The organism is Methylobacterium sp. TK26 (genome assembly GCF_055361565.1).
The window spans coordinates 3,492,451-3,507,142 of sequence record NZ_CM143965.1; the positions used below are offsets into that span (position 1 = coordinate 3,492,451).

Here is a 14,692-nt window from a genome sequence, read left to right on the forward strand (position 1 = left end):
CCCCAACGAACGTCGGCGCATCATGCTGCTCACGGGCGCCAGCCGAGGCATCGGCCACGCCACCGTGAAGCGGTTCTCCGCCGCCGGATGGCGCGTCATCACCTGTTCCCGCCACCCCTTCCCCGAGAATTGCCCGTGGGAAATGGGGCCGGAAGACCATCTCCAGGTTGACCTCTCCGACGCGGCCGACACGGTGCGCGCCGTCGAGGAGGTGCGCGGACGCCTCGCCGCCGAGGGCGGGGTGCTGCACGCGCTGGTCAACAATGCCGGCATCTCGCCCAAGGGCCCGGAAGGGGAGCGCCTCGGCGTCCTCTCCACCGGATTTCCCGACTGGCAGCGGGTGTTCCAGGTGAACTTCTTCGCCACGATCCTCCTGGCCCAGGGCCTGCGCGACGAACTCGCCAACGCCAGGGGCTCGGTGGTCAACGTCACCTCCATCGCCGGCTCGCGGGTCCACCCCTTCGCCGGTTCGGCCTACGGCACGTCGAAGGCGGCGCTCGCCGGCCTGACCCGCGAGATGGCGGCCGATTTCGGGCCCCTCGGCGTGCGGGTGAACGCGATCTCGCCCGGCGAGATCGACACCTCCATCCTCTCGCCGGGGACGGAGAAGATGGTGGAGCAGATCCCGCAGCGCCGCCTCGGCACCCCGGACGAGGTCGCCAAGGCGATCTACTTCCTGTGCACCGACGCCTCGTCCTACGTGAACGGCGCCGAGCTGCACATCAACGGCGGACAGCATGTCTGACGCGCCGGGGCGCGCCCGCCTCGCGATCCTGCTCGTCCTCCTCGCCGCCGGCCCGGCCCGCGCCGAGCCGAGCGTGCGCATCCTCGACCTGCCGTTCAAGGTTCGCGAGATGCGCGGGCCGCGCAGCGAGGTCGCCGTCGCGGTGGCGACCTCCGGTCTCCTGCCCATCGCCCGCGCCGGCAAGGAGCCGACCCCCCTCGTCCTCGTCTGGGGCGAGGAGGGCGGCGCCATCCTCACCGTGGAGAACGGCAGCATCGCCGCCAAGCCGGTCGGCCGGGAGGCGGTGGAGGATCTCGTCGCCTCCGAGACCCCGCGCGGCGCCCTGCCCGGCATCCGCCGCGCCCTCGACGGGCCGCTGAGCGCCTTCCTCACCGGCCGCACCCGCGGCCCCGACGGCGCCCCCGCCGCGACGACCCTCACCCTGCGCGAGCGCCAGCCCATGGCGGTGAGCACCGATCCGAAGCCCGTGCCGGTGGCCAGCACCGCCCTCCCGGCCGGGGACGGAGCGGTGTTCGCCCCGCGATCGCCCTGGATCGTCTCGCTTTCCGGGCGCCCAGCCGTGCTCGCCGCGACCCTGACGGGCGCGGAAGCCGGACGCCTCGTCCTCGCCACCCGCCCGGCTGCCAATTCCCCCACCTGGACCCTCGGCGCCCGCACGGAGCCCGGCCCCCGCCCCGCCATCGCGGCGGTCGGCGACTTCTCCGGCAAGGGCATGGGCGTCGCGACCGTCGATGCCACCGGGCGGCTGAAGCTCTGGAGCCTCGCCCCCGACCGGATCGAGCCCGGCCCCGAGGCCGCCGGCTACACCCTCGGCGACGGCGGGGCGGACCTCGCCGACGCGCTTCCCCGCGAGGGCGGAGCGGATCTCGCCGTGCCGGTGGCAGGCGTGCCGGCGCTCGCCATCGTCTCCGCCCGCCAGGGCCTGAGCGAGCGCGCCCGCGTGACGCTCCCCGCCCCGGCCGGCACGGGCGTCGCATTCCTCGGCGAGGGCGCGCTCGCGCGCCTCGTGGTGGGGCTCGGCGACGGGCGGGTGGCGGCCGTCGCCCTCGACGGGGGGCGCCCATGAGCGAGGGCGAATCCCGCACCTTTCCGGCCCGGCCCTTCGTCGGCGCCTCCATCGCGGTGATCCGGGACGGGCGCGTGCTCCTGGCCTCCCGCGCCAACGAGCCGATGCGCGGCGTCTGGACCCTGCCCGGCGGCCTCGTGGAGGCCGGCGAGACCCTGGCCGAGGCGGCGCTGCGCGAACTCACCGAGGAGGTCGGGATCACCGCCGAGGTGGTGGGCGTGCTCTCCCCCACCGAGATCATCGTCCGCGACGAGGCGGGCCGGGCGCGGCACCATTACGTCGTCCATCCCCACGCCGCCCTTTGGTGCGGCGGCGAGCCCGTTCCCGGGCCGGAGGCCCTGGGCGTGCGCTGGGCGAGCCTGCCGGAGATCGCAGGCCTCGAGACCACGCCGGGGCTGATCGGCACCCTGCGCGAGGCCTTCGCGCGGCTCGACGCCGGGGGAATGGCCTGATGCGTCCCGTCCCGTGGCATCGCGTCGCCGTCCTCGCACTGACCGTGGTGCTCGTCGCCCCGCCCGCCGAGGCCCAGCAACGGGCGAAACCGCCCGCGAAGGAGGCGCCCAAGGAGCAGCCCAAGGAACCCGCGAGCCCGGCGGACGCCCCCGCGCCCTACGACCGCGACCTGATGCGGATGGCCGAGGTGATCGGCTCCCTCGCCTTCCTGCGCGGCCTCTGCGCCACCCCCGATGCGGCGGAATGGCCGGCGCGGATGAAGGCGCTGATCGAGGCCGAGGGGATCACCCCCGTCCGGCGGGACAGGCTGGCCGGGGCCTACAACCGGGGGTATCGGAGCTACGCCCTCACCTACCGGGTCTGCACGGCGGCGGCGCACGAGGCCGCAGCCCGCTTCCTCACCGAGGGGGAACGCCTCTCCCATGCGCTGGCCGGGCGGTTCGGAGGGTGATGTGATGCAGGTCTGCCACAGGGTCTGGTGATCCCGAGAAAGGTCCGCATTCGAACGGTCGCGTTAACCGATTCGCAATTACCGGCTAGGCGTCCCGCTATGAGCCGCCTATCATCCATTGTGTCCGCCGGGCTGTCTCAGGCCGGCGCAATGGAAGTGTCGGACCATGCAGACCATCTCGCAAAGCGCCCCCATCGAGGCCGATGTCGAGGAGAAGCGTGCCGCCCTGAGCTATGTCTCGGAGGCGTTCGCCGAAGGTTGCCTGGACGGACTCGACGGGGATTGCATGGCGCAGGCGGCCCTGTTCGCCGCGTTCCAGGAACTCGTTACCACCTACGGTGAGGAAGCCACCGCGCGCTACGCCGAAGGTTTCCCGGACCGCATCCGTGGCGGCGCCTTCACCACGACGCTTCAGCACTGATCGATTCCGGCCCGCCGGTTGAGGCGGGCCGCTTTCCCCCTTACCTCCCGGCTGTACCCGCCGCGTGAGGATCTCCCGAATGCCCATCGCCCTGCTGCCGGACCGCGCCCTCGTCACCGTGACCGGGCCGGATGCCACGAGCCTCCTCCAGGGTGTCCTGACCTGCAATGTCGAGACAGTGGGCGAGGGCGAGGCACGCCTCGGCGCCCTGCTGACCCCGCAGGGCAAGATCCTGTTCGATTTCCTGATCTCGCGTCTGCCGGACGGGTTCCGTCTCGACGTGGCGACGGACAAGGCCGCCGACCTCGCCAAGAGGCTCGGCCTCTACAAGCTGCGCGCGCAGGCCGAGATCGCCGCCGATCCGACCGTGGCCGTGGCCGTCGCCTGGGGCGGAGCAACCACCGCCGCCGAGACCGCCACGGTCGCCGACAGCCGGCATCCCGACCTGGGCCAGCGGCTCTACGCCTCGGAGGGCGCGTTCTCGGCGGATGCATCGGAGGACGATTACCACGCCCACCGGATCAGCCTCGCCGTGCCGGAGGGCGGGCGCGACTACGCCTATGGCGACGCCTTCCCGCACGAGGCGCTGATGGACCAGCTCGGCGGGGTCGATTTCCGAAAGGGCTGCTATGTCGGCCAGGAGGTCGTCTCGCGGATGCAGCACCGGGGCACGGCCCGCACCCGCCTTCTGGCGGCGGAGTTTCCCGAGGGCGCCCCCGCGCCGGGCTCGGAGATCCAGGCCGGGCAGAAGGTGCTGGGGCGGACGGGCAGCGTCGCCGGATCGCGCGGGCTCGCCCTGGTGCGCCTCGACCGGCTGGGCGACGCCCTCGCGGCCGGGGAGATCCTGCGGGCGGACGGCCGGCGCCTCGCCGTGGGGCGGCCCGGCTACGCGACCTTCGCCATGCCGGACGCGGGCGGCGAGGCGGCGGGTTGAGCGTGGACGCGCCGCTGCCCGATGGGTTGATCCTCCACCCGGACGGATGCCCCCGCTGCTGGTGGGCCGGGCAGGACCCGCTCTACGTCGCCTATCACGACACCGAATGGGGCGTGCCGGAATACGAGTCCCGCGCCCTCTACGAGAAGCTGATCCTCGACGGGTTCCAGGCGGGCCTGTCGTGGATCACCATCCTGAAGCGCCGCGAGGGATTCCGCACGGCCTTCGACGGGTTCTCGCCGGAGATCGTCGCCCGCTACACCGACGCGGACATCGCGCGGCTGATGGCGGACACGGGCATCATCCGCAACCGGGCCAAGATCGTCGGCACGATCGCGGGGGCGCGGGCGTGGCTGCGCATCGAGGAGAGCGGGCCCGGCTTCTCGCGCTTCCTCTGGGATTTCTGCGATGGGCGGCCGATCCAGGCCAACCCCCACAGCCGCGCCGACATCGCCACCGAGACGGAGGTCTCCCGGCGCATCGCGAAGGCCCTGAAGGCGGAAGGGTTCTCCTTCTGCGGGCCGGTAATCATCCATGCCTTCATGCAGGCGGTGGGGATGGTGAACGACCACCTCACCGGCTGCCACCGCCACGGGGCCTGTGCCGCCCTCAGTGAGGCATGAGCGCCCCCCGGCCGAAGGAGCCGCCGAGGGCGTGGCAGCGCATGCTCTCCGGGCGGCGCCTCGATCTGCTCGATCCGTCCCCCCTCGACGTCGAGATCGCCGACATCGCCCACGGGCTTGCCCGCGTCGCCCGCTGGAACGGGCAGACGGCGGGGCCGCACGTCTTCTCGGTGGCGCAGCACAGCCTGCTGGTGGAGGGGATCGGGCGCCATCTCGACCCGGCCTGCGGCGCGGCCGAAGGCCTCGAATTCCTGCTGCACGATGCGCCGGAATACGTGGTGGGGGACATCATCTCGCCCCTCAAGGCGGCGATCGGCGATGCCTACCGGGGCGTGGAGAAGCGGCTGCTGGCGGCGGTGCGCCAACGCTTCGGGCTTCCGGCCCCCTCCCCCGTGCTCACGCGTCGGGTGAAGCGGGCGGACCGGATCGCGGCCCATCTCGAAGCGGTGCGGCTCGCGGGCTTTTCCCCCGAGGAAGCCGCCCGCTATTTCGGCCCCGCCCCGGCCCTGCCGGAGGCGGTGCTCACCCTCGCCGACCCCTGGCCGACGGCGGACGCCCAAGCCCGCTTCCTCACCCGCTTTGCGATACTGACGGCGGGCTGACAGGGATCCCAAAGGGCGAGCCCTTTGGCGGGTGCAGGGCAGCGCCCTGCTACGGCGCCTTGCCGAGCTGCGACTTCGCCCGCTCGATGGCGGCCTCGCAGGCCTTGGTGTCGCCCTTGGCCTCGGCGGCGCGGGCTTCGTCCAGGGCGACCTTCGCCTGCTGGGCGGCGTCGGCGCCCTTGCCGGCCTCGGCGGACTTCTCCGGCGGAGCCTGGGGCGACTCGTTCGCCCGCGCGCCCTCCGTGCCGGTGACGCCCTCGCCGCTCCGCTTGGCGGCGGTGCCCTGCCCGCTCGTGTTCGCGGAGATGGCGTCGCGCGTCTCGGCCGTCACCTTGCCCGACAGGGCATCGATCTGCTGTGCGCAGGGAGAGGCCTGAGCGGATGGGGCGACGAAAACGAGGCCACCGGCCGCGATGAGCACGGCAAGGGCGGAGGCGGAACGCAGCATCGTGAATCTGTCCTCGGTCGCTGATCCGGTGCGGAGAGCGCTTGTTGCGCCCAACGCACCGGATCGCGGCCGGGTTCAGGCGCCGGCGGCCTGATCGCGGATCGGCAGCTGCCGGACGCGGCGGCCGGTGGCGGCGAAGACCGCGTTGGCGATGGCCGGCGCCACGGGCGGGACGCCCGGCTCGCCGACGCCGCCGAGCGGACCGTCGTACGTGCCCGTCGGCACGAGGTGGACGCGAACGACCTTCGGGGCGGCGTCGATCCGGATGATCTCGTAGCCGTCGAAGTTGTTCTGCTGGGCACGGCCCTGCTTGAAGGTGATCTCGGAGGTGAGGGCGAGCCCCATCCCCATGACCACCGCGCCCTCCATCTGCGAGCGGATGCGCTCCGGGTTCACCTGCGGGCCGCAATCGACGGCGATGTCGATGGCCTGCACCTTCACCTGGCCCTTCTCATCGACCTCCACCTCGGCCGCGACCGCCGTGTAGGTGACGAAGCTGTAGTGCCCGGCGATGCCCAAGCCCCGGCCCTTCGGCATCTGGCGACCCCAGCCGGCGCCCTTGGCGGCGGCCTCGATCACCCCGCGCAGGCGCCCGGTGTCGATGGGATAGCGGGACGGATCCTCGCCGTAGTTCCACACGTCGCCGATGGCAGTCGGATCGATCTTCTTCGGCGGGCCGATGAGATCAAGCAGGTACTCCTTCGGATCCCGCCCCGCCTCGTGCGCCAGCTCCGAGACGAAGGACTGGATCGCGAAGGCGTGGGGGATGTTCGAGACCGAGCGGAACCAGCCGATCCGCACATGGGCGGCGGCTTCCGGGTTCTCCATCCGCATGTTCGGGATCGAGAACGGGGTGTTGACGAGGCCCATGCCGAGCTCGAACGGCAGCTCGTGCTTCGGGTCCGGCGCGAAGATCGAGCCGATGGTCGGCGCGCAGGAGCGGTGCAGCCACGCCACCGGCATGCCCTTCTCGTCCAGCCCCGCCTCGATCCGCTCGGCCGAGATGGTGTGGTAGTAGCCGTGGTGGATGTCGTCGTCGCGGGTCCAGGCCAGCTTGACCGGGGCGCCGCCGACCTCGCGGCTGCAGAGCGCCGCCTCGACCACGTAATCGGGCTTCGACTTGCGCCCGAACCCGCCGCCGAGCAGCGTCACGTTCACCGTGACCTTGTCGTCGGGCAGGTTGAGGGCCTTCATCAGCCGGTCGTTGGCCGCCTGCGGACCCTGGGTCGAGGCCCAGGCCTCGCAGACGCCGTCCTTCACCCGCGCGATGGCGGCCGGGGGCTCCATCGGCGCCTGGACGAGGTGGGGCACGAAGTACTCGGCCACCACCTTCTTCTTGGCCTTGGCCATGGCGGCGTCGACGTCACCCTGCGTGCGCACGACCTTGCCGGGCTTGCGCGCGGTCTCTTCCAGCTCCTTGCGGAAGACGTCGGTGTCGTAAGTGGCGTTCGGGCCGTCGTCCCAGGTGATCTTCAGGGCCTCGCGGGCCTTGAGCGCCGCCCAGGTGTTCTTGGCCACCACCGCGACGCCGCCGAGCGGCATGAACTCGGAGGGAATCGGGGCGCCGTCGATCTTGAAGATCTTCACGACCCCGGCGACCTTCTTGGCGTCGGAATCGTCGAAGGACTTCACCGTGCCGCCATAGACCGGCGGGCGGGCGATGGCCGCGTAGAGCATGCCGTCGAGCTTGGTGTCGGCGCCGTAGACCGCCTTGCCCGTGGTGATGTCGAAATTGTCGATCAGCCCGATCTTGCCGGTGCCGATGTAGCGGAAGTCCTTGGGGTCCTTCAGCGTGACGGTCGCCGGCACGGGCAGCTTGCCCGCCGCCTCGGCCACCGCGCCGTAGCCCAGCGTCCGGCCGGACTTGGCGTGGGTGAGCGTGTGGTTCTTCGCCGTCACCTCGGAGGCCGGCACGCCCCATTGCTTGGCGGCGGCCTCGACCAGCATCGCGCGCATCGCCGCGCCGGCATGGCGGAAGTGCTGGAAGAAGTGGCGCAGCGAACGCGAGCCGTCCGTGTCCTGGTTGCCGAAGCGGGCCTCGTCGCCATAGGCCTGGACGACCTTCACCTTCGGCCAATCGGCCTCCAGCTCGTCCGCAACGGTGAGCGCGATGGAGGTGCGCACGCCCTGGCCCATCTCGGAGCGATGGTTCGTCACCGTGACGGTACCGTCCGGGGCGATCGCGATGAACACCTTCGGGTCGTCGCGCCAGCCATGCGGCATGCCGTCGGCGCCGTACTTGTGCTCCTTCTGCTCCTGCGTCTGGGTCTCGTCGGCCCGGGCCGGAGCGCGCAGCGACAGGGCGAGCACGAGGGCGCCCGCGCCCCCGAGGATGCCCCGGCGGCTGACATTGGCGAGCGCCGGACGGGTCGCAGCTTCTTTGGCGGCCTGTTCGGCCATCAGCGTGAGATCGTGAATCACAGGCGCTCTCCCTTCGGGGCGGCAGTCTGGCCGGCGGCCTGGTGAATGGCGGCGCGGATGCGCGGATAGGTGCCGCAGCGGCAGATGTTGCCGCTCATGGCGTCGTCGATCTGCGCGTCGGTGGGCTTGGGCGTGTCCTTCAGCAGGGACGCGGCCTGCATGATCTGGCCGCCCTGGCAGTAGCCGCACTGGGCGACGTTCTGGTCGCGCCACGCGACCTGGACCGGGTGGTTGCCGTCCGGCGACAGACCCTCGATCGTGACGATCTCCTTGCCCTCGGCCTCCGAGACCGGGGTGACGCAGGAGCGCACGGCGGTGCCGCCGAGATGGATGGTGCAGGCACCGCACAAGGCCGCGCCGCAGCCGAACTTCGAACCGGTGAGGCCGACCTCGTCCCGCAGGTACCAGAGGAGCGGCATATCGGGGTCGCCGTCGAAGCTGCGGGCAGCCCCGTTCACGGTGAGCTTGATCATGTGAAGTCCTCGCGTGTCGACCGCTCGCGGAGCGGTCCAAGGGAGGGCGGCCGGAGGCACGCCGTCCGGAAGGCGTCATGCAGCGAATGCATTCAATTGGAACGGGTGTAAGGAGGCGGCGGTTCACTCGCAATGCGCGGCTATCGTGCATGTGCGGTGGCACACGTAGCTTGGCCTTTATGTCGTGATGGAAGCTGGAAGGGTGAGTTCCGTGTAGCGGTCCAGGAGCGGCATGAGGTGTTCGAGCTTCAATCTTTATTATTCTACGTCTCTGTGGCACCTCTCTTAGCAAGCTGATTGCTTTTTGAGAGAGGTGCTCGTCAATATATTATCATAGTTTATAATACGAATATTTTGAATATTATAGACGCACGAAACATATCAACCTTCGAATATTTTATCTTCTCCTACTAGGAGATCACGGCCGTTTTTTGGGATAGGAAAGCCATAGCCCTGTCCAGGTTTTTCCCAGCATAAAATACCGCTTTTATGATATGCGCTAGTGTAAATCTCTAATCCTATCTTTTGAAGAGCCAAGTGCAATGCTTGGACTAGGTCTACTCCCGCAGCATAGCTTTTTCGTTCACCTTCTGGCCACTCAATCATATATTCACATATGTTCATACCATCCGCGTTTCTGGGAGCATGGATACCGATGGTTACCTGCTTCGTGCCATCGGGAAGTTCCGCGTGAAGAACTCTCTCCGCAATAAACATGGCAAACCTCAAAAGTTAAGTGGACGAATAGGATGTCCTCTCTCGCAGGCTGTAAGTCTAACATACGCTTGCGCGTAACAGGCGCGCAGCCCTGTGAATTTTCATACTATTAAATCTCGTCGATGCATTTCATCGCATTCATCTGCGTTATCGAAGTCTGGTGAATAAGCTCGTTAAATTTAGCATAGAATATTGAATTTGAACCTTCAGATCGGCTAGCACTTGTCCAGCGTCCTCCGCCTGTTTGTTTGGCTGGTATACGAGGCTGGCTTGGGTTGTATTACTTAAATGATAATGATCTTCACATTTGGACTACGCGATGTTGTAATTTGTTTAGCTCTAGCCGCGTGAATCCGATAGCTAAGTCTAGATCTCGGTTGCTTCGCATGGCCACCTCCGTGGACATGTCGCAATATAGGATTTATATCTGAATTCAAAGGAAAAAATGTCTAAGAGACCTAGGATTTTCGGCTGCTTTCGTAGACGGTGGACGAAGCAAATCCACCCGCGCCTGCTCTACACCGTCACCTGGGTCCCGACCTCGACCACGCGGCCGGTCGGAATCTGGAAGAAGTCCGTCGCGTCGTTGGCGTTCTTCGCGAGGGTAATGAAGATGCGGTCCTGCCACAGCGGCATTCCGGAATGGGCGGCCGGGCGAATCGAGCGGCGGGACAGGAAGAACGACGTCGCCATGATGTCGAACTTGAAGCCCTGGCGGCGCAGCAGGGTCAGGGTCTTCGGGATGTTCGGCGTCTCCATGTAGCCGAACTTCATCACCACCCGGTAGAAATGCGGGCCCACGGGGTCGATGCGCACCTTGTCGGCCTCCCGCGAGCGGGGGGTGTCCACGGTTTCGACGGTGAGCACCACGTTCTTCTCGTGCAGCACCTTGTTGTGCTTGAGGTTGTGCAGGAGGGCCGCCGGGGCGATCTCGGGGTCGCTCGTCAGGAACACGGCGGTGCCGCGCACATGGTGCGGCGGGCTCTTCTCCAGCATGGCGACGAGCTCGGTGAGCGGCACGTCGGTCTTGCGGGTCTTGTTGAACAGGATCGTCACGCCCCGCACCCAGGTCCACATCAGAACGACGAGGGCTCCCGCGAGCAGCAGGGGCACGTAGCCGCCCTCGACCACCTTGATGAGGTTCGAGAGCAGGAACAGGAACTCCACCACGATGAAGGGCAGCATCGCCGCCGCCGCCGCGATGGGCGACCACCCCCACATCCGCCACATCACGAGGTAGGTCATGGAGGCGGTGAGCAGCATCGTGCCCGTGACGGCGATGCCGTAGGCCGAGGCCAGCGACGAGGAGGTCTTGAACAGGATCGCCAGCAGCACGACGCCGACCATCAGCAGCGTGTTGATCTGCGGCAGGTAGATCTGCCCCGCATGGGATTCGGAGGTGTGGCGGATCTCCAGGCGCGGCAGCAGGCCGAGCTGGATCGCCTGCCGCGACAGCGAGAAGGCGCCGGTGATCACCGCCTGGCTCGCCACCACGGTGGCGATGGTGGCGAGGATGACCATGGGGAGCAGGCCCCAGGACGGCACCATCTGGAAGAACGGGTCCGAGGTCTCGGGCTTCTCCAGCACCAGGGCGGCCTGCCCGAGATAGTTGAGGGCGAGCGCCGGGAAGACGAGGCAGACCCAGGCCACCTGGATCGGCTTGCGCCCGAAATGGCCGAGATCGGCGAACAAAGCCTCCGCGCCGGTCACGGCGAGGAACACGGCGCCCAGCGCCACCAGCGCCCCGGAGCCGTGGCCGAGGAGATAGTTCACCGCGTGCCAGGGGTTGGCGGCGCGGAACACCTCCGGGTGGACGAGGATGTGCGGCAGGGCCGCCGCCGCCATGGCGAGGAACCAGACGATGGTCATCGGGCCGAAGAAGGCCGCGACCTTGGCCGTGCCCCGGTTCTGCACGAGGAACAGGGCGACGATGATCGCCACCGTGATCGGCAGGACGTAATCGTCCAGCGTGGGGGTGACGAGCTTCAGCCCCTCCACCGCCGAGAGCACCGAGATGGCCGGGGTGATGACGGCGTCGCCGTAGAACAGCGAGGCGCCCATCAGCCCGAGCATGAAGACGATCCGCGAGCCGCCGAGCGCCTTCCGGGCCAAGGCCATGAGCGAGAGGATGCCGCCCTCGCCGTTGTTGTCCATGCGCAGCAGGATCATGACGTATTTCACGGTCACGATCAGGAACAGCGCCCAGAGGATGAGCGAGACGGTGCCCAGCACCTCCTCCGGCAGCAGGATGTTGTCGGCGCGGGAGGGAGCGAGGGCCTCGCGGAAGGCGTAGAGCGGGCTCGTGCCGATGTCGCCGTAGACGACGCCGACGGAGCCGACGAACAGCGTCCAGAACCCGGCATGGCCGTGGCGGGTCTCGGCCCGTTCGGGCGCATCCAGGGCACCGGACGGCGCGGGGCCGTCCGTGTCCGTGGGCGCTGCGTCAGGCTGGGCGGAGGCGCCCGATACGACGGTTTGGCTCATGTGGGATGTCGGGTGTGTCCGCTCGGCCGGCGGCTCGCATCGCGGCTCTTCGCGGTCCGGATCATGGGGCCATCGGGGCGCGAAGCAACCGCCGGGCTGGCCGGCATTCGGGTTCGTGGCGCCTGACTATCACGCCCTCGGGCGGGCGGGAACCATGTGCGGTTGCGATGGCGACGCAGACTCGCGACGATATCCCCTCCCCCCGCGCGAGGAGGAGGGGGAGGCCGGCTCACTCGGCGGCGCTGCGGGTGCCGCCCTGCGCGCCCTGGCCGAAGCGGCGCTCGATGTAGTCGATGACGATGGTCTCGAAATCCTTGGCGAGCGTCGCGCCGCGCAGCGTCATCGCCTTCTTGCCGTCGATGAAGACCGGGGCGGTCGGGGTCTCGCCCGTGCCCGGCAGCGAGATGCCGATGTCGGCGTGCTTCGATTCGCCCGGCCCGTTCACGATGCAGCCCATCACGGCCACGTTCAGCCCCTCGACGCCCGGATAGGTCTTCTTCCACTCCGGCATGGAGGTGGTGATCCAGTTCTGGATGTCGCGCGCCAGTTCCTGGAACGTGGTCGAGGTGGTGCGCCCGCAGCCGGGGCAGGCCGCGACCAGGGGCACGAAGGTGCGGAAGCCCATGGTCTGCAGCAGTTCCTGCGCGACCTTCACCTCCACCGTGCGGTCGCCGCCGGGCTCGGGGGTCAGCGAGTAGCGGATCGTGTCGCCGATGCCCTCCTGCAGCAGGACGCCGATGGCGGCGGAGGCCGCGACGATGCCCTTCGAGCCCATGCCCGCCTCGGTGAGGCCGAGATGGATGGCGTAATCCGAGCGGCGGGCGACCTCGCGGTAGACCGCGATCAGGTCCTGCACCGCCGAGACCTTGGCCGACAGAATTATTTTGTCTTTAGCCAGCCCGAGTTCCTCGGCGCGCTTGGCCGAGCCCAGCGCGGAGCGGACCATCGCCTCGCGCATGACGGCGCGGGCGTCGATCGGGCGGGCGGCCTTCGCGTTCTCGTCCATCAGGTGGGTAAGGAGTTCGCCGTCGAGCGAGCCCCAGTTGGCGCCGATGCGCACGGTCTTCCCGTACCGGATCGCCTGCTCGATGATGGTCGAGAACTGGGTGTCCTTCTTCTCCTTGAAGCCGACGTTGCCGGGGTTGATCCGGTACTTGGCCAGCGCCTCGGCGCAGGCCGGATGGTCGGACAGGAGCTTGTGGCCGATGTAGTGGAAGTCGCCGACGAGCGGGACGTGGACGCCGATCCGGTCCAGGCGCTCGCGGATCTTCGGCACGGCGGCGGCGGCCTCGTCGCGGTCGACGGTGATGCGCACCAGCTCCGAGCCCGCGCGGGCGAGCTGCGAGACCTGCGCCACGGTGCCGTCGATGTCGGCCGTGTCGGTGTTGGTCATGGACTGCACGACGATCGGCGCGCCGCCGCCCACCGTGACGGCGCCCTCGCCCTCGCCGACCGTGACGCCGACCGTGCGGTGGCGCGGGGCGGGGCCGGCGATCTCCGGGCCGAGACCGGCGAGGGAGCCACCGGTGAAGAGGTTCTCGCTGTCGCTGCCGGCTTCCATGATGTTCGCTTCCTTAGACTTCCACCTGCGCCCCGGGCCCGCCACGGGGGCAGGAGGGCGGCCGAGGGGATCGATTCGGACGATCCGGGGCCGCATGGCGCGAAGACTGATCTATCCAGCGTCTTAGCTGCGAACGGCGCGGCGCGGAATCAAGTCAACCCGGCGCGAGCCCGTTCAGCCTGCCTCATGTCCCATCCCTGCGGCGATGTCGAGCTTGGCGGGGCGATTTGACCGGCCTGTGACTTGCGCGCGACGGACTCACGCGCCCGCGAACAGGTCCCGCGCCGCCTCGACCTCGCTGGCGATGAAGGCCGCCACCGCCCGGATCGGCGCCGCCTGCCGGTGGTCCTCGTGGATGTGCATGTGGAAGGCGCGGGTCAGCGAGACCGCCCCCGGCAGCACCGCCCTCAGCCCCGGATGGGCGGCGGCGATGAAGGCCGGCAGGATGCACAGGCCCGCCCCGGCGAGCGTCGCGTGGACCTGGGCGAGGAGGTTCGTGGAGCGCAGCCGCGCCGAGACCGAAGGCCCGAGGACGCCGAGATAGTTCAGCTCGCGGGTGAACAGCATGTCTTCGATGTAGCCGACGAAGGGATGGGCTTCGAGGTCGGCGGTCGCGCGGATCGGCGGGGCCTGAGCCAGATAGGTCTCGGCGCCGTAGACGAAGAGCCGGTAATCGGTGAGGCGGCGCGCCACCAGCCGCGCCTGCTGCGGCGGCGACAGGCTCACCACGATGTCGGCCTCGCGCTTCGACAGGCTGAAGATCCGGGCGGTGGCCATGATCTCCACCTCCAGCCCCGGATGCCGGCCCGTGAGCCGGTGCATCCGCGGCGCCAGGAAGACGCTGCCGAATCCGTCCGGCGCGCCGATCCGCACCGTGCCGGAGACGGTGTGCGCGGCCTCGGCCGCCGCACTCGCGGAGAGGAAGGCACTCTCCATCCCCTCGGCGGCGGCGAGCAGGTTCTCGCCGGCCTCGGTCAGCGCGTAGCCGAGGTTGCTGCGGTGGAACAGGCGCGCGTCGAGCACGCCTTCGAGGGCGCGGATGCGCCGGCCGACCGTGGTGTGCTCCGTGCCGGTCTGCAGCGCGGCGGCGCTGAGCGTGCCCGTCCGCGCGACGGCGAGGAAGAAGCGCAGGTCGTCCCAGCTTCCCGCGATCTTCCGCGCGACCATGACCCGACCCGCCGCATGACAAACGCCGTGCATCGATGCACGACGGCTGCGAGCCGGTCCAGCTTTATCGTTCAGTCGAGGCTGCTACAGTCCCGGCAAAAGCCGGATTCGGCTGAAATCAGAGGG

General features: G+C 69.1%; 15 protein-coding genes. 8 read left to right on the top strand and 7 right to left on the bottom strand.

What is annotated here, in order from left to right; all coding sequences use genetic code 11:
• Positions 1 to 22 precede the first annotated feature (22 nt).
• The 8 genes from ACXJ1Y_RS16950 (at position 23) to ACXJ1Y_RS16985 (ending at position 5,295) form a co-directional block, all read left to right on the top strand.
• Positions 23 to 745 carry an SDR family NAD(P)-dependent oxidoreductase gene (locus ACXJ1Y_RS16950; protein WP_463847339.1) on the top strand — a complete coding sequence of 241 codons (723 nt, stop codon included), beginning with the start codon at positions 23 to 25 and terminating at the stop codon, positions 743 to 745.
• The gene (locus tag ACXJ1Y_RS16955; protein ID WP_463847340.1) at positions 738 to 1,811 is read left to right on the top strand and encodes a hypothetical protein; all 1,074 of its coding nucleotides are present in this window, start codon (positions 738 to 740) and stop codon (positions 1,809 to 1,811) included. The genes ACXJ1Y_RS16950 and ACXJ1Y_RS16955 overlap by 8 nt, the downstream gene beginning before the upstream one ends.
• Complete coding sequence (locus tag ACXJ1Y_RS16960) at positions 1,808 to 2,263, top strand: NUDIX hydrolase (protein ID WP_463847341.1); 456 nt, start codon at positions 1,808 to 1,810, stop codon at positions 2,261 to 2,263. The genes ACXJ1Y_RS16955 and ACXJ1Y_RS16960 overlap by 4 nt, the downstream gene beginning before the upstream one ends.
• Positions 2,263 to 2,715 (top strand): TIGR02301 family protein, encoded by a 453-nt coding sequence (locus ACXJ1Y_RS16965; RefSeq protein ID WP_463847342.1) that lies wholly within the window; start codon positions 2,263 to 2,265, stop codon positions 2,713 to 2,715. The genes ACXJ1Y_RS16960 and ACXJ1Y_RS16965 overlap by 1 nt, the downstream gene beginning before the upstream one ends.
• Positions 2,716 to 2,881: 166 nt before the next feature.
• Positions 2,882 to 3,136 carry a hypothetical protein gene (locus ACXJ1Y_RS16970; protein ID WP_463847343.1) on the top strand — a complete coding sequence of 85 codons (255 nt, stop codon included), beginning with the start codon at positions 2,882 to 2,884 and terminating at the stop codon, positions 3,134 to 3,136.
• A 79-nt stretch (positions 3,137 to 3,215) separates the two neighbouring features.
• Positions 3,216 to 4,070, top strand: coding sequence for a CAF17-like 4Fe-4S cluster assembly/insertion protein YgfZ (ygfZ, locus tag ACXJ1Y_RS16975; RefSeq protein WP_463847344.1), 855 nt, complete (start codon positions 3,216 to 3,218; stop codon positions 4,068 to 4,070).
• On the top strand, positions 4,067 to 4,693 hold the full coding sequence (locus ACXJ1Y_RS16980) for a DNA-3-methyladenine glycosylase I (protein ID WP_463847345.1): 627 nt from the start codon (positions 4,067 to 4,069) through the stop codon (positions 4,691 to 4,693). Before ygfZ ends, ACXJ1Y_RS16980 begins: the two co-directional genes overlap by 4 nt.
• Positions 4,690 to 5,295: an HD domain-containing protein gene (locus ACXJ1Y_RS16985; RefSeq protein ID WP_463847346.1), complete on the top strand. Its 606-nt coding sequence runs from the start codon at positions 4,690 to 4,692 to the stop codon at positions 5,293 to 5,295. Before ACXJ1Y_RS16980 ends, ACXJ1Y_RS16985 begins: the two co-directional genes overlap by 4 nt.
• Before the next feature lie 49 nt (positions 5,296 to 5,344).
• Here the strand turns inward: ACXJ1Y_RS16985 and ACXJ1Y_RS16990 are convergent, their stop codons facing one another.
• From ACXJ1Y_RS16990 to ACXJ1Y_RS17020, 7 genes are all read right to left on the bottom strand, one after another.
• Positions 5,345 to 5,743, bottom strand: a complete 399-nt coding sequence (locus ACXJ1Y_RS16990) for a hypothetical protein (protein WP_463847347.1) — start codon at positions 5,741 to 5,743, stop codon at positions 5,345 to 5,347.
• A 75-nt stretch (positions 5,744 to 5,818) separates the two neighbouring features.
• Positions 5,819 to 8,164 carry a xanthine dehydrogenase family protein molybdopterin-binding subunit gene (locus ACXJ1Y_RS16995; protein ID WP_463847348.1) on the bottom strand — a complete coding sequence of 782 codons (2,346 nt, stop codon included), beginning with the start codon at positions 8,162 to 8,164 and terminating at the stop codon, positions 5,819 to 5,821.
• A complete protein-coding gene (locus ACXJ1Y_RS17000) occupies positions 8,161 to 8,637 on the bottom strand; it encodes a (2Fe-2S)-binding protein (RefSeq protein ID WP_463847349.1) in 477 nt (158 codons plus the stop codon). The genes ACXJ1Y_RS16995 and ACXJ1Y_RS17000 overlap by 4 nt, the downstream gene beginning before the upstream one ends.
• A gap of 381 nt (positions 8,638 to 9,018) precedes the next feature.
• Positions 9,019 to 9,354, bottom strand: coding sequence for a DUF6968 family protein (locus ACXJ1Y_RS17005; RefSeq protein ID WP_463847350.1), 336 nt, complete (start codon positions 9,352 to 9,354; stop codon positions 9,019 to 9,021).
• A 516-nt stretch (positions 9,355 to 9,870) separates the two neighbouring features.
• Complete coding sequence (locus ACXJ1Y_RS17010) at positions 9,871 to 11,838, bottom strand: potassium transporter Kup (protein ID WP_463847351.1); 1,968 nt, start codon at positions 11,836 to 11,838, stop codon at positions 9,871 to 9,873.
• Positions 11,839 to 12,067: 229 nt separating this feature from the next.
• Positions 12,068 to 13,399 (bottom strand): flavodoxin-dependent (E)-4-hydroxy-3-methylbut-2-enyl-diphosphate synthase, encoded by a 1,332-nt coding sequence (gene ispG / locus ACXJ1Y_RS17015; protein ID WP_463847352.1) that lies wholly within the window; start codon positions 13,397 to 13,399, stop codon positions 12,068 to 12,070.
• Positions 13,400 to 13,657: 258 nt separating this feature from the next.
• A complete protein-coding gene (locus ACXJ1Y_RS17020; RefSeq protein WP_463847353.1) occupies positions 13,658 to 14,566 on the bottom strand; it encodes a LysR family transcriptional regulator in 909 nt (302 codons plus the stop codon).
• Positions 14,567 to 14,692: the final 126 nt, after the last annotated feature.